26 protein-coding genes, 1 tRNA gene and 1 riboswitch are annotated in these 23,525 nt (G+C 70.3%); of the genes, 19 read left to right on the top strand and 8 right to left on the bottom strand.

The window, feature by feature from the left end; all coding sequences use genetic code 11:
- Nucleotides 1–2 precede the first annotated feature (2 nt).
- Genes EFL95_RS00740 through EFL95_RS00730 form a run of 3 tightly spaced genes read right to left on the bottom strand, consistent with a single transcriptional unit; the run spans nucleotide 3 to nucleotide 1,425 of the window.
- Nucleotides 3–398, bottom strand: a complete 396-nt coding sequence (locus tag EFL95_RS00740) for an arsenate reductase ArsC (protein ID WP_123232153.1) — start codon at nucleotides 396–398, stop codon at nucleotides 3–5.
- On the bottom strand, nucleotides 395–1,075 hold the full coding sequence (locus EFL95_RS00735) for an aquaporin (RefSeq protein WP_123232152.1): 681 nt from the start codon (nucleotides 1,073–1,075) through the stop codon (nucleotides 395–397). The genes EFL95_RS00740 and EFL95_RS00735 overlap by 4 nt, the downstream gene beginning before the upstream one ends.
- On the bottom strand, nucleotides 1,072–1,425 hold the full coding sequence (locus tag EFL95_RS00730; protein ID WP_123232151.1) for an ArsR/SmtB family transcription factor: 354 nt from the start codon (nucleotides 1,423–1,425) through the stop codon (nucleotides 1,072–1,074). The genes EFL95_RS00735 and EFL95_RS00730 overlap by 4 nt, the downstream gene beginning before the upstream one ends.
- Before the next feature lie 152 nt (nucleotides 1,426–1,577).
- On the opposite strand from EFL95_RS00730, the gene EFL95_RS00725 reads away from it, so the two are divergent.
- The 14 genes from EFL95_RS00725 (at nucleotide 1,578) to EFL95_RS00660 (ending at nucleotide 16,317) form a co-directional block, all read left to right on the top strand.
- Nucleotides 1,578–3,311 carry a glycerol-3-phosphate dehydrogenase/oxidase gene (locus EFL95_RS00725; RefSeq protein WP_123232150.1) on the top strand — a complete coding sequence of 578 codons (1,734 nt, stop codon included), beginning with the start codon at nucleotides 1,578–1,580 and terminating at the stop codon, nucleotides 3,309–3,311.
- Between the two features lie 79 nt (nucleotides 3,312–3,390).
- Nucleotides 3,391–4,125, top strand: a complete 735-nt coding sequence (locus tag EFL95_RS00720; protein ID WP_123232149.1) for a hypothetical protein — start codon at nucleotides 3,391–3,393, stop codon at nucleotides 4,123–4,125.
- Between the two features lie 8 nt (nucleotides 4,126–4,133).
- Nucleotides 4,134–4,544, top strand: a complete 411-nt coding sequence (locus EFL95_RS00715) for a VOC family protein (RefSeq protein ID WP_123232148.1) — start codon at nucleotides 4,134–4,136, stop codon at nucleotides 4,542–4,544.
- 76 nt (nucleotides 4,545–4,620) lie between these two features.
- Nucleotides 4,621–5,481 carry a phosphate ABC transporter ATP-binding protein gene (locus EFL95_RS00710; RefSeq protein WP_123232147.1) on the top strand — a complete coding sequence of 287 codons (861 nt, stop codon included), beginning with the start codon at nucleotides 4,621–4,623 and terminating at the stop codon, nucleotides 5,479–5,481.
- Nucleotides 5,478–6,254: a lytic transglycosylase domain-containing protein gene (locus EFL95_RS00705; protein ID WP_246004736.1), complete on the top strand. Its 777-nt coding sequence runs from the start codon at nucleotides 5,478–5,480 to the stop codon at nucleotides 6,252–6,254. The genes EFL95_RS00710 and EFL95_RS00705 overlap by 4 nt, the downstream gene beginning before the upstream one ends.
- A gap of 108 nt (nucleotides 6,255–6,362) precedes the next feature.
- Nucleotides 6,363–9,881 (top strand): transcription-repair coupling factor, encoded by a 3,519-nt coding sequence (gene mfd, locus EFL95_RS00700; RefSeq protein ID WP_123232146.1) that lies wholly within the window; start codon nucleotides 6,363–6,365, stop codon nucleotides 9,879–9,881.
- Entirely contained in the window at nucleotides 9,878–10,576 is a 699-nt protein-coding gene (locus tag EFL95_RS00695) for a SurA N-terminal domain-containing protein (protein WP_123232145.1), read from the top strand. Before mfd ends, EFL95_RS00695 begins: the two co-directional genes overlap by 4 nt.
- Nucleotides 10,569–11,171 carry a nucleoside triphosphate pyrophosphohydrolase gene (locus EFL95_RS00690; protein ID WP_183406968.1) on the top strand — a complete coding sequence of 201 codons (603 nt, stop codon included), beginning with the start codon at nucleotides 10,569–10,571 and terminating at the stop codon, nucleotides 11,169–11,171. The genes EFL95_RS00695 and EFL95_RS00690 overlap by 8 nt, the downstream gene beginning before the upstream one ends.
- A gap of 10 nt (nucleotides 11,172–11,181) precedes the next feature.
- Complete coding sequence (gene eno / locus EFL95_RS00685) at nucleotides 11,182–12,459, top strand: phosphopyruvate hydratase (RefSeq protein WP_123232143.1); 1,278 nt, start codon at nucleotides 11,182–11,184, stop codon at nucleotides 12,457–12,459.
- 27 nt (nucleotides 12,460–12,486) lie between these two features.
- Nucleotides 12,487–13,029, top strand: a complete 543-nt coding sequence (locus tag EFL95_RS00680) for an FtsB family cell division protein (protein ID WP_148044927.1) — start codon at nucleotides 12,487–12,489, stop codon at nucleotides 13,027–13,029.
- Nucleotides 13,030–13,036: 7 nt separating this feature from the next.
- Nucleotides 13,037–13,579 carry a DUF501 domain-containing protein gene (locus EFL95_RS00675; protein ID WP_123232656.1) on the top strand — a complete coding sequence of 181 codons (543 nt, stop codon included), beginning with the start codon at nucleotides 13,037–13,039 and terminating at the stop codon, nucleotides 13,577–13,579.
- Nucleotides 13,572–14,495: a Ppx/GppA phosphatase family protein gene (locus tag EFL95_RS00670; RefSeq protein ID WP_123232141.1), complete on the top strand. Its 924-nt coding sequence runs from the start codon at nucleotides 13,572–13,574 to the stop codon at nucleotides 14,493–14,495. The genes EFL95_RS00675 and EFL95_RS00670 overlap by 8 nt, the downstream gene beginning before the upstream one ends.
- On the top strand, nucleotides 14,492–15,493 hold the full coding sequence (locus EFL95_RS00665) for a YihY/virulence factor BrkB family protein (protein WP_123232140.1): 1,002 nt from the start codon (nucleotides 14,492–14,494) through the stop codon (nucleotides 15,491–15,493). The genes EFL95_RS00670 and EFL95_RS00665 overlap by 4 nt, the downstream gene beginning before the upstream one ends.
- A complete protein-coding gene (locus tag EFL95_RS00660; RefSeq protein WP_221176269.1) occupies nucleotides 15,493–16,317 on the top strand; it encodes a uracil-DNA glycosylase in 825 nt (274 codons plus the stop codon). Before EFL95_RS00665 ends, EFL95_RS00660 begins: the two co-directional genes overlap by 1 nt.
- Here the strand turns inward: EFL95_RS00660 and EFL95_RS00655 are convergent.
- A complete protein-coding gene (locus EFL95_RS00655) occupies nucleotides 16,314–17,618 on the bottom strand; it encodes an HNH endonuclease signature motif containing protein (RefSeq protein ID WP_123232139.1) in 1,305 nt (434 codons plus the stop codon). The two genes, EFL95_RS00660 and EFL95_RS00655, sit on opposite strands and share 4 nt — an antisense overlap.
- A gap of 112 nt (nucleotides 17,619–17,730) precedes the next feature.
- Here EFL95_RS00655 and EFL95_RS00650 point away from each other — a divergent pair, with 112 nt between their 5' ends.
- The 3 genes from EFL95_RS00650 to EFL95_RS00640 all read left to right on the top strand — a co-directional run bounded on the left by EFL95_RS00650 (nucleotide 17,731) and on the right by EFL95_RS00640 (nucleotide 19,597).
- Nucleotides 17,731–18,246, top strand: coding sequence for a glycine cleavage system transcriptional repressor (locus EFL95_RS00650; protein ID WP_123232138.1), 516 nt, complete (start codon nucleotides 17,731–17,733; stop codon nucleotides 18,244–18,246).
- A complete protein-coding gene (gene def / locus EFL95_RS00645; RefSeq protein WP_123232137.1) occupies nucleotides 18,243–18,770 on the top strand; it encodes a peptide deformylase in 528 nt (175 codons plus the stop codon). Before EFL95_RS00650 ends, def begins: the two co-directional genes overlap by 4 nt.
- A gap of 182 nt (nucleotides 18,771–18,952) precedes the next feature.
- Nucleotides 18,953–19,123, top strand: a riboswitch (cyclic di-AMP (ydaO/yuaA leader).
- A gap of 3 nt (nucleotides 19,124–19,126) precedes the next feature.
- The gene (locus EFL95_RS00640; protein ID WP_123232136.1) at nucleotides 19,127–19,597 is read left to right on the top strand and encodes a C40 family peptidase; all 471 of its coding nucleotides are present in this window, start codon (nucleotides 19,127–19,129) and stop codon (nucleotides 19,595–19,597) included.
- Between the two features lie 13 nt (nucleotides 19,598–19,610).
- On the opposite strand, the gene EFL95_RS00635 is transcribed toward EFL95_RS00640, so the two are convergent.
- The 3 genes from EFL95_RS00635 to EFL95_RS00625 all read right to left on the bottom strand — a co-directional run bounded on the left by EFL95_RS00635 (nucleotide 19,611) and on the right by EFL95_RS00625 (nucleotide 22,297).
- Nucleotides 19,611–20,678 carry a lipase family alpha/beta hydrolase gene (locus EFL95_RS00635; protein ID WP_123232135.1) on the bottom strand — a complete coding sequence of 356 codons (1,068 nt, stop codon included), beginning with the start codon at nucleotides 20,676–20,678 and terminating at the stop codon, nucleotides 19,611–19,613.
- Nucleotides 20,679–20,697: 19 nt separating this feature from the next.
- Entirely contained in the window at nucleotides 20,698–21,966 is a 1,269-nt protein-coding gene (locus EFL95_RS00630) for a glycoside hydrolase family 16 protein (protein WP_123232134.1), read from the bottom strand.
- A gap of 151 nt (nucleotides 21,967–22,117) precedes the next feature.
- Nucleotides 22,118–22,297: a hypothetical protein gene (locus EFL95_RS00625; RefSeq protein ID WP_123232133.1), complete on the bottom strand. Its 180-nt coding sequence runs from the start codon at nucleotides 22,295–22,297 to the stop codon at nucleotides 22,118–22,120.
- Nucleotides 22,298–22,335: 38 nt separating this feature from the next.
- Here EFL95_RS00625 and EFL95_RS00620 point away from each other — a divergent pair.
- Both EFL95_RS00620 and EFL95_RS00615 read left to right on the top strand, forming a co-directional pair.
- A tRNA-Leu gene (locus tag EFL95_RS00620) sits at nucleotides 22,336–22,409 on the top strand.
- A 61-nt stretch (nucleotides 22,410–22,470) separates the two neighbouring features.
- Nucleotides 22,471–22,776, top strand: coding sequence for a hypothetical protein (locus EFL95_RS00615; RefSeq protein WP_123232132.1), 306 nt, complete (start codon nucleotides 22,471–22,473; stop codon nucleotides 22,774–22,776).
- A gap of 12 nt (nucleotides 22,777–22,788) precedes the next feature.
- On the opposite strand, the gene EFL95_RS00610 is transcribed toward EFL95_RS00615, so the two are convergent.
- Nucleotides 22,789–23,505 carry a hypothetical protein gene (locus tag EFL95_RS00610; RefSeq protein WP_123232131.1) on the bottom strand — a complete coding sequence of 239 codons (717 nt, stop codon included), beginning with the start codon at nucleotides 23,503–23,505 and terminating at the stop codon, nucleotides 22,789–22,791.
- Nucleotides 23,506–23,525: the final 20 nt, after the last annotated feature.

Genomic DNA, 23,525 nt, shown 5'->3' with positions numbered 1-23,525 from the left:
GCTCAGCCGAGGCTGGCGATCAGGGCCTCGACCCGGCTCCGGATCTCGTCGCGGATCGGCCGCACCGCCTCGATGCCCTGGCCGGCTGGGTCGTCGAGCTTCCAGTCCTCGTAGCGCTTGCCCGGGTAGAACGGGCAGGCGTCGCCGCAGCCCATCGTGATCACCACGTCGGAGGCCTGCACCGACTCGGTGGTGAGTACCTTCGGCTGCTCGCCGGCGATGTCGATGCCGACCTCGGCCATCGCCTCGATCGCGGTCGGGTTGATCTGGTCCGCCGGTGCCGAGCCGGCGGACAGCACGTCCACCCGGTCGCCCGCGAGGTGCTGGAGGAACCCCGCGGCCATCTGGGACCTACCGGCGTTGTGCACGCAGACGAAGAGGACGGTGGGACGGGTCATCGGACGGCTCCTTCGGCGAGCTCGGTGACAGGGAACAGCAGACGGACCAGGCCGAGGGCGAGCGCACCGCCGACGACCTGCATCAGCACGAACATGGCGACCGAGGACGGGTCGATGCCCGCGAACGTGTTGGAGAACATTCGCGCGATGGTCACCGCCGGGTTGGCGAAGCTCGTCGAGGAGGTGAACCAGTACGCCGCGGCGATGTAGCCGCCGACCGCGAAGGCGATCGACTCGGTGCGGCCGGAGCGGATCCCGCCGAAGACGACCAGCACCAGCCCCAAGGTCGCGACCACCTCGCCGAGCCAGAGGTGTCCGGCGCTGCGCTCGTGCGTCGACCAGGTGACCGCGTCGAGGTCGAACATCAGGTTGGCGACGACCGCGCCGAGTATCCCGCCGAGGACCTGGGCCGCGGCGAGCACCGCTGCCTCGGACCAGCGGATCAGGCCGAGCGCGGCCTCGACCGCGCTGACCACCGGGTTGAAGACGGCCGAGACCGGCTGCAGCGTGAGGATCAGCGCGACCAGCACGGCTCCGGTGGCCAGGCTGTTCTCGAGCAGCTGGAGCCCGGTGTCGTCGGGGGACAGGCGCGACGCGGCGATGCCGGAGCCGATCACGCAGGCGACCAGGAAGGCGGTCCCGACCAGCTCGGCGGTCGCGCGACGGGCGAGGCTCACAGTCCGCCGCCGATCAGCGAGCCGAGATCGGCCAGCGCCTCACGCCGGGCTCGGTAGTAGACCCAGACGCCGCGCTTGCTGCGCTCGAGCAGCCCGACCTCGTGGAGCACCTTCAGGTGGTGGCTGATCGTCGGCTGGGAGAGGTCGAAGGCGCCGTTGAGGTCGCAGACGCAGGCCTCGCCGTCCGCGTGCGCCGCGACGAGGGAGAGCAGCCGGAGGCGGACGGGATCCGCGATCGCCTTGAGCAGCGGAGCGATGCGCTCGGCCGTCTCCTCGGCGAGCGGCGCGGACACCAGGGGTGAGCAGCACGCGACCGTTTCCACGGGCGTCAGCGTCAAGGACTTCGACATACATCAATATTGACAGACATCGATGTATGCCTGCAACGTAGACATCGACATTCATCGATATCTATCGGGAAGGAGGCGTGGCATGGACACCTGTGGTTGCGGCTGCTGCGGCTGCTGAGAACCCGGGTCCGGGGTCTGGAAGACTTGGCGCCATGGCGCTGACCGCAGACCTCGGACCCGGCTCGCGCGCCGCCGCGCTGACCGGGATGTCGACCCAGGAGGTCGACGTGCTGGTGGTCGGCTCCGGCGTGGTCGGCGCGGGCATCGCCCTGGATGCCGTGTCGCGCGGGCTCTCGACCGCCCTGGTTGAGCAGCGCGACTTCGCCAGCGGCACCAGCAGCCGCAGCAGCAAGCTGGTCCACGGCGGCTTGCGCTACCTGGAGATGTTCGACTTCGGCCTGGTCCGCGAAGCCCTTGAGGAGCGCGGCCTGCTGCTCACCCGGATCGCGCCGCACCTGGTCCGCCCGGTGCCGTTCCTCTACCCGCTGCACAAGACCCGGGAGCGCCCGTACGTCGGTGCCGGCCTGGTCCTGTACGACGGCATGGCGATGGCCGGCAAGTACGAGATGGGCGTGCCCAAGCACAAGCACCTGTTCCGCCGCCAGATCGCGCGGATCGCGCCCGACCTGCGCACCGACCAGCTCACCGGCGCGATCCGGTACTACGACTGCCAGGTCGACGACGCCCGCCTGGTCATGAACATCGCGCGCACCGCCGCGGCGTACGGGGCGCACGTGGCCTCGCGCACCAAGGTCACCGGCTTCCTGCGCGAGGGCGACCCTTCGACAGGCTCAGGACAGGCCAAGGTCTGCGGGGCCAGCATCCGCGACCTCGAGAACGACGTCGACCTCGAGGTGCGCGCCAAGGTCGTCATCAACGCCGCCGGCGTCTGGACCGACGAGATCCAGGAGCTGGTCGGCGGGCGCGGTGCGCTGCACGTGCAGGCCAGCAAGGGCGTGCACATCGTGGTCCCGCGCGACCGGATCCGCTCCGAGGCCGGGTTCATCACCAAGACCGAGAAGTCGGTGCTGTTCGTGATCCCGTGGGGTCGGCACTGGATCATCGGCACCACCGACACCGCCTGGGACCTCGACCTGGCGCACCCCGCTGCCTCGCGCGCCGACATCGACTACATCCTCGGCCACGTGAACACCCTGCTGAAGGACCCGCTGGACCGCGAGGACGTCGAGGGCGTGTACGCCGGCCTGCGACCGCTGCTCGTCGGCGAGAGCGAGGCGACCTCGAAGATCTCCCGGGAGCACACCGTCGTCGCCCCGGTGCCCGGCCTGGTGCTGATCGCCGGCGGCAAGCTGACGACGTACCGGGTGATGGCGAGGGACGCGGTCGACGTGGCCGCCCGGTCCCTGGGCGGTGAGGTCCGTCCATCCATCACCGAGCGGGTCCCGCTGCTCGGCGCCCACGGCTTCGAGACCCGCACCAACCAGCGAGCCAGCATCGCGCGGACCTCGGGGCTGGACCTGGCCACCGTCGACCACCTGCTCGGCCGGTACGGCGGGATGATCGACGAGATCCTGCAGCTGATGGCCGACCGCCCCGAGCTGGCCGAGCCGTTGATCCACGCCGAGGACTACCTGGCCGGCGAGGTCGTCTACGCCGCGACCCACGAGGGCGCCCGGCACCTCGACGACGTCCTGGCCCGGCGTACCCGGCTCTCGATCGAGTCCTTTGACCGCGGCGTGCTCTGCGCGCCGCAGGTGGCCGAGCTGATGGCCGGCGTCCTCGGCTGGGACCAGGCCCGGATCGACGAGGAGGTCGACCACTGGCTGCGCCGGGTCGAGGCCGAGCGGCAGAGCCAGGAGATGCTCACCGACCAGGAGGCCGACGAGGCTCGGGTCCAGGCGCCCGAGGGTCCCTGGGCCATCTGACCGAACCACTAGCGAAACCGACCAGTACCGAAGTAGGTTCGGGCTCGTTCGGGGGATCCTTCGTGGGGAAGGTCAGCTCATGCACCCGTTCCAGCAGCTCCGACACGTCCTGCTCGTCCTCGCCCTCGCTCTCGGAGTCGCCGCGCCCGTCGCGCTCACCACGCGGGCGGCCGCGGACGACCTGAAGCCGATCACCCTCACCGTCTCGGTGAGCGGCGGGGACCACGTCGGATCCACCTTCTCCGCGGTGATCCAGGTGCACGGACCGAACCAGGAGCAGGTCGCCGGCGACGTCGCCCTCACCGGCGTCGGCGACGGCACCCCCGTGCACGAGCAGTACGGGTATCTCCAGGTGTTCGGGACCGCACCGTCCAACGACCCGGTCACTGTGACGGCGACCTTCCTCGGCGCGCCCGGGTACGAGTCCGGTGCGACCGCGTCGGCGACGACCAAGCCGCTGCAGCAGCCGACGTTCTCGGCCGAGCCCACCGTGGCCAGGGTCAAGCCCGGTCTCAAGCTCACCCTGACCCTGTCGACGCACGCGACGAACTTCGTCGGAGCGCCGATGGCCGGCGTCCCGGTCGTGTTCACGATCCGCGACGCCTACGAGCAGGGCGCCCCGGGACCCCAGACCGAACCGATCCGGTGGATCGAGATCTGCACCGCGTACACGGACGCGAACGGTCTCGCCACCTGCGGTGGCTCGGGTCTGCTCGGATCGGTGGCGTCGCTCCTCACCGGTGGCGCCTACGCGACCTGGGCGACGCAGCCGTGGGGGAACTTCACCAAGCTGCCGGTGGTCGTCTCGGGGTAGAAAGGTCCATGACCTGTTTCGTCTCGCACACCACGGTGGACGCCCAGCACGCCTACGACCTCTCGGAGTGGTGGAAGCAGCTCCTGGGCTACACCGACCTCCCCGACGACCCGAACCTGCCCGAGCACCCCGAGTGCATGATCCAGAGCCCGGACGGGAGCCACCAGATCCTGTTCCTGCAGAACCCGGACACCAAGGCGGTGAAGAACCGGCTGCACTTCGACCTGCGCCCGCGTGAGCGGAACCGCGCCGAGGAGGTCGCCTGGGCGTTGTCCCTCGGCGCGACCGTGGTCGAGGACCACAGCGACCACTACGGCCCGGGTGTCGGCTGGGTGACGCTGGCCGACCCGGAGGGCAACGAGTTCTGCATCCTGCGCAGCGTGGCCGAGTACGAGGCGACCAAGGCCGTATCGGGCTAGACCTCCCGAGCGTGTTCACCGTGCGTTCACCCGGGTGACCCCTTCCCGACGCGAGGAGCGCGGACGCTGTCCCACGATGACTATCGACGAGCACCCCACCGCACTGCTGCCGCGGCTGCAGGACGTCCGCGACCCGTTCGTGCCCGACGGCCCCGCGCCGGTCCTGGCGCACCTCGAGGCGCGCGACATCTCCGCGTGGTTCGGCGACCGCCTGGTGCTCGACCGCGTCTCGCTGGCGATGCCGGCCGGCAAGATCACCGCGCTCATCGGCCCGTCGGGCTGCGGCAAGTCCACCTTCCTGCGCATCCTGAACCGGATGCACGAGCTGGTGCCGTCCGCGCAGCTGTCCGGTCAGGTGCTGCTCGACGGCGACAACATCTACAGCCCCGAGAAGAAGCTCACCGACGCCCGTCGCGCGATCGGGATGGTCTTCCAGAAGCCGAACCCGTTCCCGGCGATGTCGATCGAGGAGAACGTGCTGGCCGGCCTGGCGCTGACCGGCACCAAGGCCGACCGCGACACCCGCGAATCCCTGGTCGAGTCCTGCCTGACCAAGGCCGGACTGTGGAACGAGGTCAAGGACCGCCTCGACGCCCCCGGCGGTGGTCTGTCCGGTGGTCAGCAGCAGCGTCTGTGCATCGCGCGCTCGCTCGCGGTGAAGCCGCGCGTGCTGCTGATGGATGAGCCCTGCTCGGCGCTCGACCCGACCTCGACTCGCGTGATCGAGGAGACCATGATTGAGTTGGCGCGGGAGGTCACCATCGTGATCGTCACGCACAACATGCAGCAGGCCGCACGCGTCTCCGACAAGTGCGCGTTCTTCCTTGCCTCGCAGGGAACCCCTGGCGTGATCGTCGAGCACGGTGACACGCGGGCGATGTTCGAGCGCCCGCAGGACCCGCGCACCGACGACTACGTCAACGGCCGCTTCGGGTGATCGAAGAACACCCCCGGCTCGGCTTCGCGATCCTCGGTGCGGTTCTGGCCGCGCTGCTGTTCGTCGTCCTGCTGATCGTCCGTGGCGGCGGTAGCGCCGTCGACGGCACCGGCATCACCTACGAGGCCGCGCCCGCTCCGGCGAGCACCGGGGCTGCGCCGCTCACCCGCACGAACACCTCGAGCCGGTCCGCGCAGCGGGCGCCGTTCGCGGTCAGCCAGGCGTGGGCCACCCGCATCGGCGCCAAGGTCGGCATCCCCGCGGCCGCGATGGCGGCGTACGGGAGTGTGGAGCTGCGCCTGCACGCCGCGCAGCCGGGCTGCCACCTGGCCTGGAACACTCTCGCCGGAATCGGCTGGGTGGAGTCGCAGCACGGCACCATCGGCGGTCGAACTCTGCTGACAGACGGCCGCTCCTCGACCCCGGTGATCGGTCCGGCGCTGAACGGGCAGGGGTTCGCGGCGATCCGCTCGACGCCGACCTCGGCCCAGTGGCACGGCGACAGCACCTGGGAGCACGCGATCGGCCCGCTCCAGTTCATTCCGTCGACGTGGGAGCGCTGGGCTGCCGACGGCGACGGCGACGGGGTGAAGGACCCGCTGGACCTGGACGACGCGGCCCTGGCTGCCGGCCGCTACCTGTGCGCCGACGGCCACGACCTGGCCACCGTCTCCGGCTGGAACGCCGCGATCCACTCCTACAACCACGACCGCAGCTACGTGCTGTCGGTGCTCGACGCCGCCAACACCTACGCGAGCCGGGCGACCTCCTAGACCGTCGGAGTCCCCGGCTACCCTTGCCAGGTACCCCCTCTCGTTCCGAGATCGGGGTTGTTCGTGTTGCCCGACCCCCGATCTCACCGCTGATCCAGGAGCCCCGTAGTGCGTCTCGCCGGCCTCGCCGATGCCGTTCTGACCGACCCCGTCCTCGCCGCCGCGCTGGCGCGGGCCGGGGACGTGGACGCCACTGTGCTCGACCTCACCGGACCGCCGGCGTTGCGACCGTTCGCGATCGCCGGCCTGGCCCGGACCGGTCGCACGGTCCTGGTCGTCACGGCCACCGTGCGCGAGGCGGAGGACCTGGTCACCGAGCTCGCCGACGTGGTGCCGGCCGAGTCGCTGGTGCACTTCCCGGCCTGGGAGACGCTGCCGCACGAGCGGCTCAGCCCGCGCAGCGACACCGTCGGCCGCCGGCTGGCGATCCTGCGCCGGCTCGTCCACCCGGGCGCGGACGCCGGGAACGGCCCGGTCCGGGTGGTCGTCGCACCGGTCCGCTCGGTGCTTCAGCCGCAGGTGAAGGGCCTCGCCGACCTCGAGCCGGTCGAGCTGGTCCCCGGCCAGGAGATCGAGCTGGACCAGGTCGTGAAGAACCTGGTCGGTGCGGCGTACTCGCGCGTCGACCTGGTGGAGAAGCGCGGCGAGTTCGCCGTGCGCGGCGGCATCGTCGACGTGTTCCCGCCGACCGAGGAGCACCCTGTCCGGGTCGAGTTCTTCGGCGACGAGGTCGACGAGATCCGCACCTTCGCCGTCGCCGACCAGCGGACCATCGAGAAGCTGCCCCGGCTGTGGGCGCCGCCGTGCCGGGAGCTGCTGCTGACCGACGAGGTCCGGGAGCGCGCCGCCGAGCTCGGCCGCAACCACCCCGAGCTGCGCGAGCTCACCGACAAGCTGGCCGAGGGCATCGCCGTCGAGGGGATGGAGTCGCTGACCCCTGCCCTGGTCGACGAGATGGAGCTGCTCATCGACCTGCTCCCGAAGGACACCAGCGTGCTGGTGCTGGACCCCGAGCGGGTCCGCACCCGGGCGCACGACCTGGTCGCCACCAGCGAGGAGTTCCTCGGCGCCAGCTGGGCGGCGGCCGCAGCCGGCGGCCAGGCCCCGATCGACCTCGGCGCGGCGTCGCTGCGCACCCTCGGCGACGTCCGCGGGGCGGCGCTCGACCAGGGCAAGGCCTGGTGGGGCCTGAGTCCCTTCGGCCTCGACGAGGACGACGAGAGCGTGGTCGTTCAGGCGGCCGCCGTCGAGCCGTACCGCGGCGACATCGACGCGGCGGTCAAGGACATCGCCGACCACGTGGCGCAGGGACGCCGGGTCGTCGTGGTCCAGCAGGGTCACGGCCCGGCCCAGCGCACGGTCGAGGTGCTCGGTGAGCACGAAGTCGCTGCTCGCCTGGTCGACGGGGTCCCGACCGGCTCGACGGGCACGCCCGACGGGGTCGTGCTGGTGACCCAGGGTTGCCTGACCACCGGGCTGGTCCTCGAGGCTGCCGGTCTGGTGGTGCTCACCGGCGAGGACCTGTCCGGCCAGAAGGCCTCGACCCGGGACATGCGGGCGATGCCGACGCGGCGCAAGAAGCAGATCGACCCGCTCGAGCTCAAGCCCGGCGACTTCGTGGTGCACGAGCAGCACGGCGTCGGGCGCTTCCTGGAGATGAAGCAGCGCGAGGTGCACGGCGCGATGCGCGAGTACCTGGTGCTCGAGTACGGCTCCAGCAAGCGCGGTCAGCCCGCGGACAAGCTCTTCGTGCCGGCCGACGCCCTGGACCAGGTCACCCGCTACGTCGGCGGCGAGCAGCCGAGCCTGGACCGGCTCGGCGGCGCCGACTGGGCCAAGCGCAAGGGTCGCGCCAAGAAGGCGGTCCGGCAGATCGCGGCCGAGCTCATCAAGCTGTACGCCGCCCGCCAAGCCACGAAGGGCCACGCCTTCGGGCCGGACACCCCGTGGCAGCGCGAGCTGGAGGACGCCTTCCCGTTCCACGAGACCCCCGACCAGCTGACCACCGTCGAGGAGGTCAAGGCGGACATGCGCCGCACCGTCCCGATGGACCGCCTGGTCTGCGGCGACGTCGGCTACGGCAAGACCGAGATCGCGGTGCGGGCGGCGTTCAAGGCGGTCCAGGACGGCACCCAGGTCGCCGTGCTGGTGCCGACGACGCTGCTGGTCACCCAGCACTTCTCGACCTTCGCCGAGCGGATGAGCGGCTTCCCGGTCGTGCTCAAGCAGCTCTCCCGGTTCCAGACCGACAAGGAGGCGGCCGAGGTCATCGCCGGGCTGGCCGACGGCACGGTGGACATCGTCATCGGCACCCACCGGCTGCTGAACCCGGACATCCGGTTCAAGGACCTCGGCCTGATCGTGGTCGACGAGGAGCAGCGCTTCGGGGTCGAGCACAAGGAGCTGATGAAGCGGATGCGGACCAGCGTGGACGTGCTCTCGATGAGCGCGACCCCGATCCCGCGGACGCTGGAGATGGCGATCACCGGCATCCGCGAGATGTCGACGATCACCACCCCGCCCGAGGAGCGGCACCCGGTGCTGACCTACGTCGGCGCCTACGAGGACCGCCAGGTGATCGCGGCCATCCGCCGCGAACTGCTCCGCGAGGGCCAGGTGTTCTTCATCCACAACCGGGTCACCTCGATCGAGAAGGCCGCCGCGAAGATCAAGGAGCTCGTCCCCGAGGCGCGGGTCGCCACCGCGCACGGCCAGATGGGCGAGCACCAGCTCGAGCAGGTGATGCTCGACTTCTGGGAGCGCCGCTTCGACGTGCTGGTGTGCACCACGATCGTCGAGTCCGGCCTGGACGTCTCCAACGCGAACACGATGATCATCGAGCGTTCCGACACCCTCGGCCTCTCCCAGCTGCACCAGCTGCGGGGCCGGGTCGGCCGCAGCCGCGAGCGGGCCTACGCCTACTTCCTCTACCCGGCGGACAAGCCACTGACCGAGACCGCGCACGAGCGGCTGGCGACGCTGGCCCAGCACTCCGACCTCGGTGGCGGTATGGCGATCGCGATGAAGGACCTGGAGATCCGCGGCGCCGGCAACCTGCTCGGCGGCGAGCAGTCGGGCCACATCGCCGACGTCGGCTTCGACCTCTACGTCCGCCTGGTCGGCGAGGCGGTCAGCGAGTTCCGCGCCGGCACCGGGGCCGGCGAGGCCGAGGAGCAGCTCAGCGAGGTGCGGATCGAGATCCCGGTCGACGCCCACCTCCCGCACGACTACGTGCCGAGCGAGCGCCTGCGCCTGGAGATGTACAAGCGGCTCTCCGAGGTCCGGGCCGACGAGGACGTCGACCAGCTGCGAGCCGAGATGGCGGACCGGTACGGCGCTCCGCCAGCGCCCGTCGAGCGGTTGCTCGCGGTGGCCCGTTTCCGGGGGCTGTGCCGGCGCGTGGGCGTCGGGGAGATCACCATCCAGGGCAAGTACGTCCGGTTCGCTCCGGTCGAGCTCCTGGACTCGCGAGCCGTCCGCCTGAACCGCGTCTACCCCGGCAGCCTGGTCAAGGCTTCTGTGCGTACGATGCTGGTGCCCCGCCCGCACGGCCTGCGCGACGAGGAGCTCCTCGCGTGGGCCAGCCGGGTGATCGAGTCCATCCTCAGTCAGGAGACCGCTTCGTGAAGGCCCACCGTCTGGTCGTCCTCGCCGCTGCCGGCGTGTCCGCTCTCGTGCTCTCCGGCTGCTCCCAGTCGCTCGGGGGAGACGTCGCCGCCACGGTCGACGGCCGGACGATCTCGAACGCGGACGTGAAGTTCCTGGCCCGTCTCCAGTGCGACGCGATCGACAACGCGGGCAAGGACCCGGCCCAGTCGGGCAGCGTGCAGACGGTCTCCCGCAGGCAGGTCCGCGCCGACATGGTCAACGCGCTGGTGCAGTCCCGGCTGAACGCCGAGCTCGGCAAGGAGCAGGGCGTCACCTACGACCGGGCCACCTACCGCCAGGCGATGGACCAGTTCGAGCCGACGGTGCAGGCGGTCGCGGCCAAGGACCGTGCCAAGTTCCGCACCATGATCGGCAAGCTCTACCAGAGCCAGCTCGAGGTCTACGCGATCGCGGCCCGCGAGCTCGGCGCCCAGGGCGTCGACAAGCCGACCCAGCAGCAGGTCGAGGCGCTGGTGACCAAGATCCAGGGCGACTACCGCAAGCAGGCCGACATCGAGATCGACCCGATCTACGGCGCCGGCAAGTCCGGGATCGCCGGGTCCGACGATACGTCGATCTCCGAGCCGGTCTCGTCGTTCGCCAAGGCCTCCGTGGCCAGCCCCGAGGATGCCGGTTGGGCCGGCAGCCTCCCGGCCAACCAGAAGTGTGGCTGAGTCCGAGCTCGACGAGCTCGCCGGGGTGATGGCCCGGCTGCGTCGTGAGTGCGCCTGGAAGGCGAACCAGACGCACGAGTCCCTGACCCGCTACCTCCTCGAGGAGACCTACGAGGTCGTCGAGGCGATCGAGTCCGGCGACCCGGCCCACCTGCGCGAGGAGCTCGGCGACCTGCTGCTCCAGGTGTACTTCCACGCCGCCATCGCGGCCGAGGACGGCCAGTACGACATCAACGACGTGGCCGGTGACCTGATCGCCAAGCTGGTCCGTCGCAACCCGCACGTCTTCGCCCCCGAGCAGGCCACGGCCGACCCGGACGACGCGGCCGGGATCGACGCCCAGTGGGAGCGGATCAAGGCCGACGAGAAGCAGCGCAGCTCGCTGATGGAGGGTGTCCCCGACGAGCTGCCGGCGCTGCTGCGCGCGGTGAAGGCGGTCGAGCGCCTGGAGCGCGGCGGCACCGCGGTGCGCGTGCCGGACGGGGACGGTGTGGGGGACCAGCTGCTGGCCCTGGCGGTGCGTGCCCAGCGCGAGGGGCTGGACCCCGAGCAGGAATTGCGGACGGCCATCAGGCGGCTGATCGAGCCCCGTTAGGCTGCCCCTCATGGCAGCCATCGAAGACGTCATCGCCCGCGAGATCCTCGACTCCCGGGGCAACCCCACCGTCGAGGTCGAGGTCATCCTCGAGGACGACAGCTTCGGCCGCGCGGCGGTGCCCTCGGGTGCCTCGACCGGCGCGTTCGAGGCGGTGGAGCTCCGCGACGGCGGTGACCGCTACCAGGGCAAGGGCACGGAGAAGGCCGTGCAGGCCGTCGAGTCCGAGATCGCCCAGCGGATCATCGGCCTGGACGCCAGCGACCAGCGCCTGGTCGACCAGGAGATGCTCGACCTGGACGGCACCCCGAACAAGGCCAAGCTCGGCGCCAACGCGATCCTCGGCGTCTCCCTCGCCGTCGCGCACGCGGCCGCCCAGAGCGCCGACCTCCCGCTCTACCGCTACGTCGGCGGCCCGAACGCGCACCTGCTGCCGGTGCCGATGATGAACATCCTCAACGGCGGTGCCCACGCGGACACCAACGTGGACATCCAGGAGTTCATGATCGCCCCGATCGGCGCCCCGACCTTCCGCGAGTCGCTGCGGATGGGTGCTGAGGTCTACCACTCGCTGAAGTCCGTGCTGAAGAAGCAGGGTCTGGCCACCGGCGTCGGCGACGAGGGCGGCTTCGCCCCGGACCTGTCCAGCAACCGTGCGGCCCTCGACCTGATCGCCGACGCCATCGGCCAGGCGGGTCTCACCCTGGGCAAGGACGTCGTGCTGGCCCTGGACGTCGCTGCGAGCGAGTTCTACGAGGAGGGCACCTACGCCTTCGAGGGTGCCAAGAAGACCGCCGAGGAGATGACCGCCTACTACGCCGAGCTCGTCGCGGCGTACCCGATCGTCTCCATCGAGGACCCGCTCAACGAGGACGACTGGGACGGCTGGAAGACCATCACCGACCAGCTCGGGACCAAGACCCAGCTCGTCGGCGACGACCTGTTCGTGACCAACGTCGAGCGGCTGCAGCGCGGCATCGACGGCGGCCAGGCGAACGCCCTGCTGGTGAAGGTCAACCAGATCGGTTCGCTCACCGAGACCCTGGACTCGGTCGCCCTGGCGACCCGCAGCGGGTACGCCTCGATGATGAGCCACCGCTCCGGCGAGACCGAGGACGTCACCATCGCCGACCTCGCCGTCGCGACGAACTGCGGCCAGATCAAGACCGGTGCTCCGGCGCGCTCCGAGCGGGTCGCGAAGTACAACCAGCTGCTGCGCATCGAGGCGGACCTGGGCGACGCCGCCCGGTACGCCGGGCGCGGCGCGTTCCCGCGCTACCAGGGCTGAGCCCCTCCAGGGTTCAGACTAGGAGCCGTGCCACCGAAGAGACGTACGCCGCAGCGGGGACCTTCCCGCAACATCCGCCCTGCCCAGCGGGGCGGTGCCGCGCGTCCGCGGAGCGGCGGGGCGGCTGCTGCGCGTCCCCGGTTCACCAACCGGGCCGCGATCCTGCTGGTGGTCTTCGCGATCCTGGTCGTCTCCTACGCCTCTTCGATGCGTGCCTACCTGCGCCAGCGCGAGCACATCAACGAGCTGAAGAGCCAGATCGCGCAGGCCGAGGCGAGCATCGCGGTCGCCAAGCGGGAGAAGCGGCGCTGGTCCGACGACGCCTACATCGAGCAGCAGGCACGGGAGCGCTTCGGCTGGCTGCTGCCCGGGGAGACCGGCTACCAGGTGATCGGGTCGGACGGGAAACCGCTGACCGGGCACGACGCGCTGACCGATCCCGCGACGATCGCGCAGAAGAAGCCGGACGCGTGGTGGAGCAAGGTGCGGGCCTCCCTGGACGCCGCCGACCACCCCGAGAAGCTGAAGAAGCCCACTCCGGCCACCCGGATCACCCCGAACAGTGGGTGACCGGGAGTTGAGCATCGAACCCGACGACGTCCACGCGATCGAGGCGCAGCTGGGGCGGGTACCGCGTTCCATCCACGAGATCGGTCACCGCTGCCCGTGCGGCAACCCGGACGTGGTGACCACCGAGCCGCGGCTCGACGACGGCACCCCCTTCCCGACGACGTTCTACCTGACCTGCCCGCGCGCGGCCGGGATGATCGGCACCCTGGAGGCCTCCGGGCTGATGAAGGAGATGTCGGCCCGGCTGGAGGAGGACCCCGAGCTCGCTGCGGCGTACCGGGCGGCCCACGAGGCGTACCTCGCAGCGCGGACGGCCATCGCCGACGAGAAGGGGCAGAGCGTGGAGGAGATCGCCGGCATCTCCGCCGGCGGCATGCCCGACCGGGTCAAGTGCCTGCACGTGCTGGCCGGCCAGTCCCTCGCCCAGGGGCGCGGGGTGAACCCGCTCGGCGACGAGGTGCTCGACCTGCTCGGGGACTGGTGGGAGTCCGGGCCGTGCGTCCCTCGAGACGGTCGCAGCACGACCTCCTCAGGAACCCAGGATGGTTAGGGTCGCGGCCTTCGACTGCGGCACCAACTCCCTGCGGCTGCTGGTCGCGGACCTCGACCCGAGCGCCGGCACTGCCACCGAGCACGTCCGCGAGATGCGGATCGTGCGCCTCGGGCAGGGCGTGGACCGCACCGGTCGGATCGCCGAGGAGTCGATGGAACGCGCGTACGCCGCTCTCGACGAGTACGCGATGCTCGTCACCGAGTACCAGCCCGACCGGATCCGGTTCTGCGCCACCTCGGCCGCCCGTGATGCCGAAAACGCCGCGGACTTCACCGGCGCGGTCCGGGAGCGCATCGGCGTGGAGGTCGAGGTCATCGGCGGCGACGAGGAGGCGCGGGCGTCGTTCGACGGAGCCACCCGGGCGCTGGGACCGGAGGCCGAGGCCCCGGTGCTCGTGCTCGATATCGGCGGCGGTTCGACCGAGCTGATCCTCGGTACGGCGGACGGTCGGGTCACCGCCGAGCACTCCCTGGACATCGGGTCCGTCCGGCTGACCGAGCGTCATCTGCACGGCGACCCGCCCACCGCCGAGCAGGTGGCCGCGGTCGAGGCCGACATCGATGCGGCCCTGGACTCCTGCCGGGTCGACCCCGGCCTGGCCGGCACCGTCGTCGGCGTCGCGGGCACGGTCACCACCGTCGCCGCGGGCGTGCTCGGCCTGCCGGCGTACGACCGCGAGCAGGTGCACCTGGCCACCCTCGAGGTCGACGCCGTCCGCGCCACCATCGGCGACCTGGTCGCGATGACGGTGGCCGACCGGCGTGCGCTCGGGTACATGCACCCGGGCAGAGCCGACGTGATCGGCGCCGGTGCGCTCATCCTCGACCGGATCCTGCGTCGCACCCCGGTGCAGACGCTCACCGTCTCCGAGTCCGACATCCTCGACGGCATCGCCTGGAGCTGCGTGACATGAAGACGCTGATCGCCTCGGCCAAGAACTTCCTCCGTCACGACGACACCGACCTCGCCGCGATGCTGACCTACTACGCCGTGCTCGCAATCTTCCCGGGGACGTTGGCCCTGTTCTCGTTGCTCGGGCTGATCGGCGATCCCGACGACACGGTGAAGACCGTGATCGACATCCTGCGGCCGCTGATGTCCTCCGACCGGCTCGACTCGATCCAGCCGACGATCACCACGCTCGTGAACGCGAGTGGGGCCACCTGGACCTTCGCTCTCGGTACTGCCGGCGCGCTGTACTCCGCCTCGGCGTACGTCGGCGGCTTCTCGCGCGCGATGAACCGGGTCCGCGAGGTCGAGGAGACCCGGCCGTTCTGGAAGCTGCGGCCGCTGATGCTGCTGATCACGCTGGCCTCGATCGTGCTGCTGGTGACCGGGCTGGTGATCATCACCGTCTCGGGGCCGCTCGCCGACTCGGTCGGTGCCAAGCTCGGGGTCGCGCAGTCCACGGTGGACCGCTGGGAGATCGCCAAGTGGCCGGCGCTGGCGGTGGTCGTCGTGGTGGTGGTCGCGCTGCTGTTCCACGCCACCCCGAACGTGAAGGTCGGCCGGATCCGGCTGCTGTCGCCGGGGGCGTTCCTCGCGCTGCTGATCTGGGCCGGAGCCTCGACCGGCTTCGCGTTCTACGTCGCGAACTTCGGCTCGTACAACAAGACCTACGGATCGGTCGCGGGCGCGATCGTCGCGCTGCTGTGGCTCTGGCTGACGAACCTGGCGCTGCTGTTCGGGGCCGAGGTGGACGCCGTCCGGGACGCGCGGATCGCCGAGGAGAAGGCCGCGCGCGCCGCCGCTGCCGCCGACCTGGACAGCCTGGACCCGGGAAGCTACCTGGCGCCCCCGCGCCCGGAGCCCGCGCTGGTGGAGAAGCTGGTGCTGCGCGAGTCGTACCCGGTCCGCCCGGGCGAGCCGCCGTACGGGCCGGCGGTGCAGCCGGTTCCCGAGGAAGACTGATGCTCCCGCACCCGGTCACCGGCGAGCTGTTCGCCAGCCCGGTCCCGCCGGGAACCGGGTGGCCGGACGACCCGGCCCGACCGGACACCCCGATCGCGCGGACCGCTGCAGACGTGGTCGAAATGGCCGACGTCGCGGACCTGGCCGAGCTCGACGCCCGGGTCTCGGTCTGCAGCGCCTGCCCGCGGCTGGTGACCTGGCGCGAGGACGTGGCGGAGACCAAGCGTGCCTCGTTCGCGGGTGAGCCCTACTGGGGGCGTCCGATCGCCGGCTGGGGTGATGCGGACGCCCGGATCCTGATCATCGGGCTCGCGCCTGCGGCGAACGGTGGCAACCGCACCGGCCGGATCTTCACCGGTGACTCGTCGGGGGACTGGTTGTTCGCTGCGCTGCACCGGGCCGGGCTGGCTCGTCAGGAGACCTCGCTGCACGCCGGCGACGGGCAGGGCCTGATCGGCGCCCGGATGGCTGCGGCCGTGCGGTGCGCGCCGCCGCAGAACAAGCCGACGCCGGTCGAGCGCGACACCTGCGCACCGTGGATCGCCCGCGAGGTCCAGTTGGTCGCTCCGACCCTGAAGGTCGTGGTCACGCTCGGAGCCTTCGGGTGGGGCGCCGCGCTGTCCTCGCTGCGGGACGCGGGCTTCACGATCCCGAAGCCACAGCCGAAATTCGGCCACCGGGCCGAGGTCGTGCTGGACGGACCCGCCGGACCCGTGACGCTGCTGGGCAGCTACCACCCGTCGCAGCAGAACACCTTCACCGGCAAGCTCACCCACGCGATGCTCGACGACGTCTTCGCGCGGGCGCGCGAGCTGGCGGCTTAGCGGCTGCGCGGTGGTTCGACGGTCTTGGGCGTCAGGTCACGCGTCCCGGTCCGGTCCTTGAGGTAGACGTACCCGTGGGGTGATCGCCAGAGGTAGGAGTCGGCTCCCACCCTGGTGTAGGTCCACGCACTGAAGGTTTTGACGCGATGGTGGGTGCGGCAAGGACCGGCGAGATTCGACGAGGTGGTCTGGCCGGGCGGGCCGTTCGGGTCGTAGGGCTCGATGTGGTCCTTGTCGCCGTGTCGCGCGCTGTTGGTGCAGAACGGGAACGGGCACCAGCGGTCGCGGAGCACGACCTGCTCGGCCTGGCGGGCGGTGGGCCGGTACCCCGGGCTGGTGATCTCCTCGGCGAGGTCGAGGACCGGGCGGACGACGACGGAACCGGCGGTCCTGGTCCACTCGCGGACTTGCTCCACCGTGGCCAGGTGGCGACCGTTGTTCTCGATCTCCGCCGTCCCGTCTGCGTTGAGGTGTGCGTACAGCACGACCTGGCGCGGCGACGTGACCGGCGGCGTCGCGACCGGGGCCTCGGCAGGGAGGCCCGAGTTGTAGTCGAGGACGAGCTCGCCGCGGGCCAGGTTTCCGAGGGCCTTGGCTCGCCGGGCGTCGAGGGAGAGCTCCGAGCCGAGGGCCTTCTGCTGCTCGGCTCCGGCCTGGAGCGCCTGCTCGAGATCCATGGCGTCTGCCATGTCGAGGTCGCCGAAGATGCGGCAGGTGCCCGTGTAGGAGGGCTGGTCGAAGAGGATCTGCACGCCCTGCGTCTCCTCAGCTGCCGCGGCGATCTCCTCGGCGTGGACCGGCATGAACCGCGCGATCGCCGCATCAATGAGCCGTTGCAGGTCACGCGTGCTGATCCGCTCCGCGACGGGAGCGACCTGAGCGTCGACGAAGGCAGCGGCCTCGGGGGAGAGGCTCGTGGTGGCGGCTGCGATCTGGCGTCCGCGCCCGGAGTTCAGGGAGCCGGACGTGACGCGGGTCCAGGTCAGCGGGAGCCGGTGGACCAGCTCGAGCACCTCGGCGAACAGGTGCTCGGCAGCCCGACGGTTGATCTTCAGCGTGGTCCCGAACTCGATGACGGCGAAGTGGGCGACGTGCGGAGCGCCCTCACCCGCCAGCGAGACGGGGGTGTCGCCGTAGGTGGCGATGGCCCGATCAGCGGTCTCGGGATCGTCGATCCGGTGCATCTCGGCCCACTGAGCGACTCGCTCCAGGAGGCGGGTGCGGGCTGCCTCGACCTCGGCCTGCTCACGACGAGCAGCAGCCAGGACTGCGCCGGTCTCGAGGATTGAGGTCGTGGTCATGGACCAATTCTAGGAAGCGAAAAGGGCCCAAAACCCTTGTCCACAAGGGGAAAGTGCCTCGGTGAGGTCACGAGTTGGTCACGGCTCGGCCCGGAGGTGGCAGACTCCCTCCATGCCGCTCCTCGCCATCACCGTCCTCGGCCACGACCGCCCCGGCATCATCGCCGAGACCACCGGAGTGCTGGCCCAGCTCGGGCTGAACATCGAGGACTCCACGATGACGCTGCTGCGCGGGCACTTCGCGATGATGCTCGTCACCGACGGCGCATCCGACGCGGGAACCGTCGAGGAGTCCCTGGCCGGTCTGACCGCCGACGGGTCGCTCTCGGTGTCGGTGCGGGAGATCCCGACCGAGTCCGTGAGCAGCCGCGGTTCGGCGTACCTGCTCAGCGTGCACGGAGGTGACCGCCCCGGGATCGTCTCGGCCGTGGTCGCCGAGGTGGCGAAGGTCAGCGGCAACATCACCGACCTGACCACCCGCCTCGCCGGCGACCTCTACGTGCTGATCGCCGAGGTGGACCTGCCCGGGTCCGCCGACGTGGCCGGGCTGCAGCGAGCGCTGGAGGGAGTTGCGGGTGAGCTCGGCGTCGGTGTCACCCTGCGGCCGCTGGAGAGCGACGACCTGTGACCCCCCAGGAGAGCGCGGGAGGTCGCGTCCTCCCGGTCGTCCGGGCGCCTGATCCGGTGCTGTCCCGCCCCGGCGCGTTGGTCGACCCCACCGCGACGGAGATCGTGCAGCTCGCGGCGGACCTGGTCGCGACGATGCGGGTCTCGCCGGGGTGCGTCGGCCTTGCCGCGCCGCAGGTCGGGATCAGCGCGAAGGTCTTCTGCGTCGACGTCTCCGCGCACCCCAAGACCCGCGGCCACCACGGCACCTTCGTGCTGTGCAACGCCGAGGTGATCAGCGCGACCCGCAACGAGAAGGCGCGTGAGGGCTGCATGAGCGTCCCCGATCTGACCGGCGACGTGAAGCGGGCGTCCCGCCTGGTCGTGCGCGGTTTCGAGCCCGGAAGCGGGGCCGAAGTGGTCCTCGAGGCTGAAGCATTCGAGGCTCGCGCGCTGCAGCACGAGATCGACCACTGCGACGGACTGCTGTTCCTGGACCGGGTCGCCGGAGCCCACGCCCTGCACGCCCGGAAGACCTACCTCTGACGCTCAGAACCCCTTGTTTTCAAGGGTTTTCGGCCCCAGGTGTGATCCAGGTCAACCCGGTGTGCTGGCTCACAGTCCCCGCGTGAGCGGTCAAGAGCTACTGGCGAGTTCGGGTCCACTGGATGTGCCCCGTCCAACGACGGGAGCCACCTGTTCTCACGCTGAGGCCCGTCATGAGCCAGGTGACGACGACGCGAAAGCGAGCGTTATGACGGGCGCGGAGGAACCAGCAGTACGTCCCCCCGGTGACATCGGGAACCGGTCAGGGACTTGGGGTGAAGCCACGAGAGTGGCCGGGCAACGGTAGCCCGAATCCGACAGGTCAACCCTCGCAAGCGTGACCGTTCAGGTTCATCATGACGACGTCAATCCGTCGTACTCTGGCGCGCGCGCTCACCCTGGTCGCCGCGCTGCTCACCCTCACCACCCTGGTCAGCATGCCGGTGTCGAGCGCCGAGGCCTCGACCGCCACCTTCGGTGACCGGATCTCCTACACGGCCTCGACCCGCAAGGGTTCGCCGTACCAGTACGGCGCGGACGGCCCGACCCGGTTCGACTGCTCCGGTCTGACCAAGTGGACGCTCGCCAAGCTGGGCCGGTCGCTGCCGCACTCGGCCGCGGGCCAGTACAACGACAGCGACGTGCACCACATCATCTCGCGCTGGCGCCACAAGGGAGACCTGGTGTTCTTCCACAACTCGCGCGGCATCTACCACGTCGGGATCTACGCCGGTAACGGCTACATCTGGCACGCGCCGTACTCGGGCGCCCGTGTCCGGCTGGAGAAGCTCTGGACCAGCTCGGTCTACTACGGCCGGGTGAAGTGATCCGGAGAACGGCTCAGCAGCCGTCCGCGTAGACGTAGCACCGCAGCGCCGGCTCCTTGCTGACCTCGGGCGCCCCGACCACGTTCACGAACGGGACGCTCACGGCCAGCAGGCCCGGCGCTGCGGCCAGCACCTGCACGTAGGTCTGCACGTTCGTCGGGTCGACGCCCGGCTGGTACAGCTTCGAGCACGATGCGCGACCGATCCGCGACGGCACGGCCGGACCCTTGTGGGTCAGCGCGTCCATCACCAGGGCGTACGTCGTCGGGTCGATGGTGCCGACCGTCAGGTGCTCGAACACGTCCCCGTGGCACACGCTCTGGGTGGCGACGTTCGTGATCATGCCGTTGCCGGTGTGCAACGAGGACGACGAGTTGGCAGCGGTGTTGTTCGGCTGCACCACCTCGTCGGTGTGGGTGTAGATCTCGGTGTAGCTGATCCCGGCGAACGTCTCCGCGCCGCTGTTCAGCGCCTTGATGAAGTTCGAGCCAGCGCCCTGCTGGAGCGAAGCGGGCGGGAGCTTGCTGCCCTCCGGCGCTGACAGCGCGGCGGCCTTGGTGCCGTGGTTGGACCCGGCCATGCCGATCACGTCGTCGACCATCGCCCGGGTGTCCGGCCAGAACCGCAGTGCCCAGCGCATCGACATGCCGCCCTGGCTGTGGCCCATCACCGCGATCCGGCGCCCGGCCTTGGCGTGCATCGTGCGGATCGCGTAGACGAGGTACTCGCCGGCTGTCTGGATGTCGCCGAGGGTGTGGAACGGCATCGTGACCGTGCACCAGGCGCGCTTCTGGGCCCGGAACGCGCGCTCGTAGTTCCAGGAGTAGTTCTGTACCGGCGTGACGCCGGTGGCGGGGCTGAGCAGCACCGGCTCGCCCGGCGCGGTGCGCAGGTCGTTGTGGCAGACCAGCGCCTTGGCCAGCGTCGCCTTCGCGACGTGCAGTGCCGGACCGGGACGGTTCAGCGGGGCGTAGGCACTGGCGGTCGCCGCCGTGCCCGACGGAGCGACGAGGACGCTCGCCAGCAGGGCAGCGGCGAGCAGGGCGAGGGCAGCACGAACCAGGGAGGGGAGGGGTCTCACGCCTGGCAGGCTACGCGCGTCACTTCCAGATGCGCACGTAGTCCACCAACGTGGTGACCTTGTCCGGCACCACGTTCGTGTCGTAGACGTTCCCGGTCGTGCCCATCGCCTGGGTCAGCGCCAGGAAGAACGGCTTGTCGAACGGTGAGGTCTTGCCGTGCAGCGTGGCCAGCGCGGAGGAGTAGTCGTCGATCATGCAGACGTCGCCGTTGAGCAGGATGGTCAGCCGCCCGGGAGCCCACTCGAGGCCGTAGGTGTTGAACTCGCCGACCTTGATCGGGCACTTGGCCGTGGTGACGTTGTTGTTCGTCCCTGCGCTCGTCGAGCCCGGGTAGTAGTGGATGTACGGCTTGTCGGTGTCGGCGTACTTGCTGTAGAGCTCGGCGAAGTCGATCTCGCCCGAGGCCGGCCACTGGCCGTAGGAGTTCTTGTTCGGCCACAGCCAGAACGTCTCCTGCACGCCCGGGTCGCTGACGTCCGGGATCTTCGCGCGCACCTCGTACTTGCCGTAGGTCTGCGAGAACGTCTGGAAGTGCATGACCTGCCCGTAGGCGTACTGGGAGGTCTTGCCCTTGCCGCACTTCACCGGCGCCGGCAGCTGCACCAGGGACAGCTCGAGGTTGCCGTTGGCGACGCCGATGGTGTCGGGACTGTCGGTCGCGCACGCGTACATCGAGCTGGTTCCGGTGGTCGCGCCGCTGGTCGCGGTGACCTGTGGTACCCAGAAGCGACGGTCCAGGGTCGAACCGTCGAACTCGTCGTCGTACGAGCAGGTCCACGAGGTGCCGTCGGCCTTGACCGGGTCCGGTCCGTCGCCGCACTTCGGGGCCGGCGGGGGCGGCGCCGCGGCGATGGTGATCGCCCAGGACGCGCTGTCACCCTCCTGGTAGCTCGCGGTCGCCTTGATCGTCGCCCAGTAGTTGAAGCTGCCCTTGTAGGCCCGGCCGGTGATCGGCAGGCTCGCCCGCAGGTTGTCGTCGAGGACCGCCTTGCTCACCTGGTTGTAGCCCAGGCCGTAGGTGCCGGCGGTGCGCAGGTAGATCGTCGTCCCCGGCACGGCCGGCGACTCGGCCTGGACCTCGGCGGTGCCGGGCTGACCGAGCTCGAGCTCGTCGGGCGCCGAGAGCACGCGGATGGCGGGGCGGTTCAGCACGCCGCTGCTGGTGCTCGCGCGGTTGCTGCTGACCAGGTTGCTGACCGAGTGGTCGGCCTCGAGCAGCACGCTGGGACCGCCCGCGATGTACAGGGCGACCGATGCCGTCACGAGCAGGAGAAATACGCGGAACATGGGGAAGTCCTGCCGTCCTCGTCAGTGGGGGAAGGGGAGGGTGGCGAGTGATCTGTCTGCCGATGCTATTGAGAGCACGCGTCCGAAATCCCGTTCTGCGCCCTTTCTGACATGGGCGTGTCGCAGATCGGTTACCGATCAACGGCGGTCGTTACTGGCCGAGCTGGGTGAACTGGCTCGGCGGCGGCTTGGTGCACACCGAGGTGCCTCCGCCGGTCATCCCGGGGTCGGTCGTGCAGTTGCTGCTGCTCTTCTTCAGGCTGCAGCCGCCGGCCAGGAGAACCACCAGCAGGAGCGCCGGTACGACGCTGAGGGCACGTGCACGCCTCATGCGACCACGGTAGTGATGTCCTAGGGTCGCGGGGTATAGCCCTGGTATCCCAATCGGCAGAGGAAGCGGTCTTAAAAACCGTTCAGTGTGGGTTCGACCCCCACCCGGGGCACAGATCCGCCGCATCCGGACCCGCTCAGGAAACGCTCAACCTCGGGTGCGACCATGGGCCGGTGGAACAGCAGGAGCAGCAGCAGACGACCCCGGGCGACACCAGCCGCGGTGACCTGGCGATCGCGACAGTCATCTCGACGCTGGTCAACATCGGCTACATCTTCATCGCGCCCGGCGACCAGCGCGTGCTGCTCGTGCTGATGTTCTCGATGATCGCGGGCCTGATCATGCTGGCCGGCGACAAGACCGGCCCCTACGGCATGGGCATCATCTTCGGGGTCGCGCTCGCCGCGGCCATCGCGGTCGGTCTGGCACTGGCCGGGGCCTCACCGCACGACTTCGTCCCCAACCGCCCGGGCACCTGACCGCTTAGGTTCCTAGCCGCGGTCCTCGGGCCCGTTCGGCATGAACTGGGCCGCGATGTGCGGCCACGCGTTGTCGATCAGCGTCACCAGGTCGATCCGCATGGCCTTGCGGACGTGCGGCTTCTCCAGCTCGCGGTCGACGAAGCGGACGATGAAGCGGCGCAGCTCGCCGTCGAGCCCGGTCAGCTTCTGTAGCACGGTCGCGCGCCGGCTGTCCGCGTCCAAGGTCATCTCCACGTCGTCCGGGTTCGGCGGCGTGATGTGCCAGAGGATCGTCAGCGGCTCGACGAGCTCCATGGTCAGGCGCAGCGGCAGCAGCACCTGGGCGTTGAAGCGCAGCATGTCGACGCCGAGGTCGAGGTGGAAGGCCACGTCGACCGGCAGGTTCACCTGGTAGCCCACGACGTCGGGCAGCGCCTCGCCGTACGCCTTGCCGAAGGTGCCGTTGGCGGTCGCCTTGGCGACCCTGCGTCCCGGGCCGGCGCCGATCGGGCCGAGCTGGAACTCGTCGCCGAGGACCCGGTTGATCGACTCCATCACCCGGTCGCGGTGCAGCACCAGGTTCATGAACCGCATGCCGAACTCGTCATAGCTGAGCGCGTTCTCCGGCTCGCTGCGGACCATCAGGTCCTCGAAGCTGGCCGCCTCCTCCTCCGGCGCCTGGACCTCGGCGGGCTCGGCGGGCTCGACGACCGCGGTCTCGGGCTCGGGATGCACGTCGGAGGTCACCGCACGATCATGGGGCATAC

Origin of the sequence: Nocardioides marmorisolisilvae (genome assembly GCF_003725775.1) — a bacterium.
Lineage (GTDB): Bacteria > Actinomycetota > Actinomycetes > Propionibacteriales > Nocardioidaceae > Marmoricola > Marmoricola marmorisolisilvae.
The sequence above is the reverse complement of the archived record's forward strand: the minus strand, read 5'-3'. Positions and strand labels throughout refer to the sequence as shown.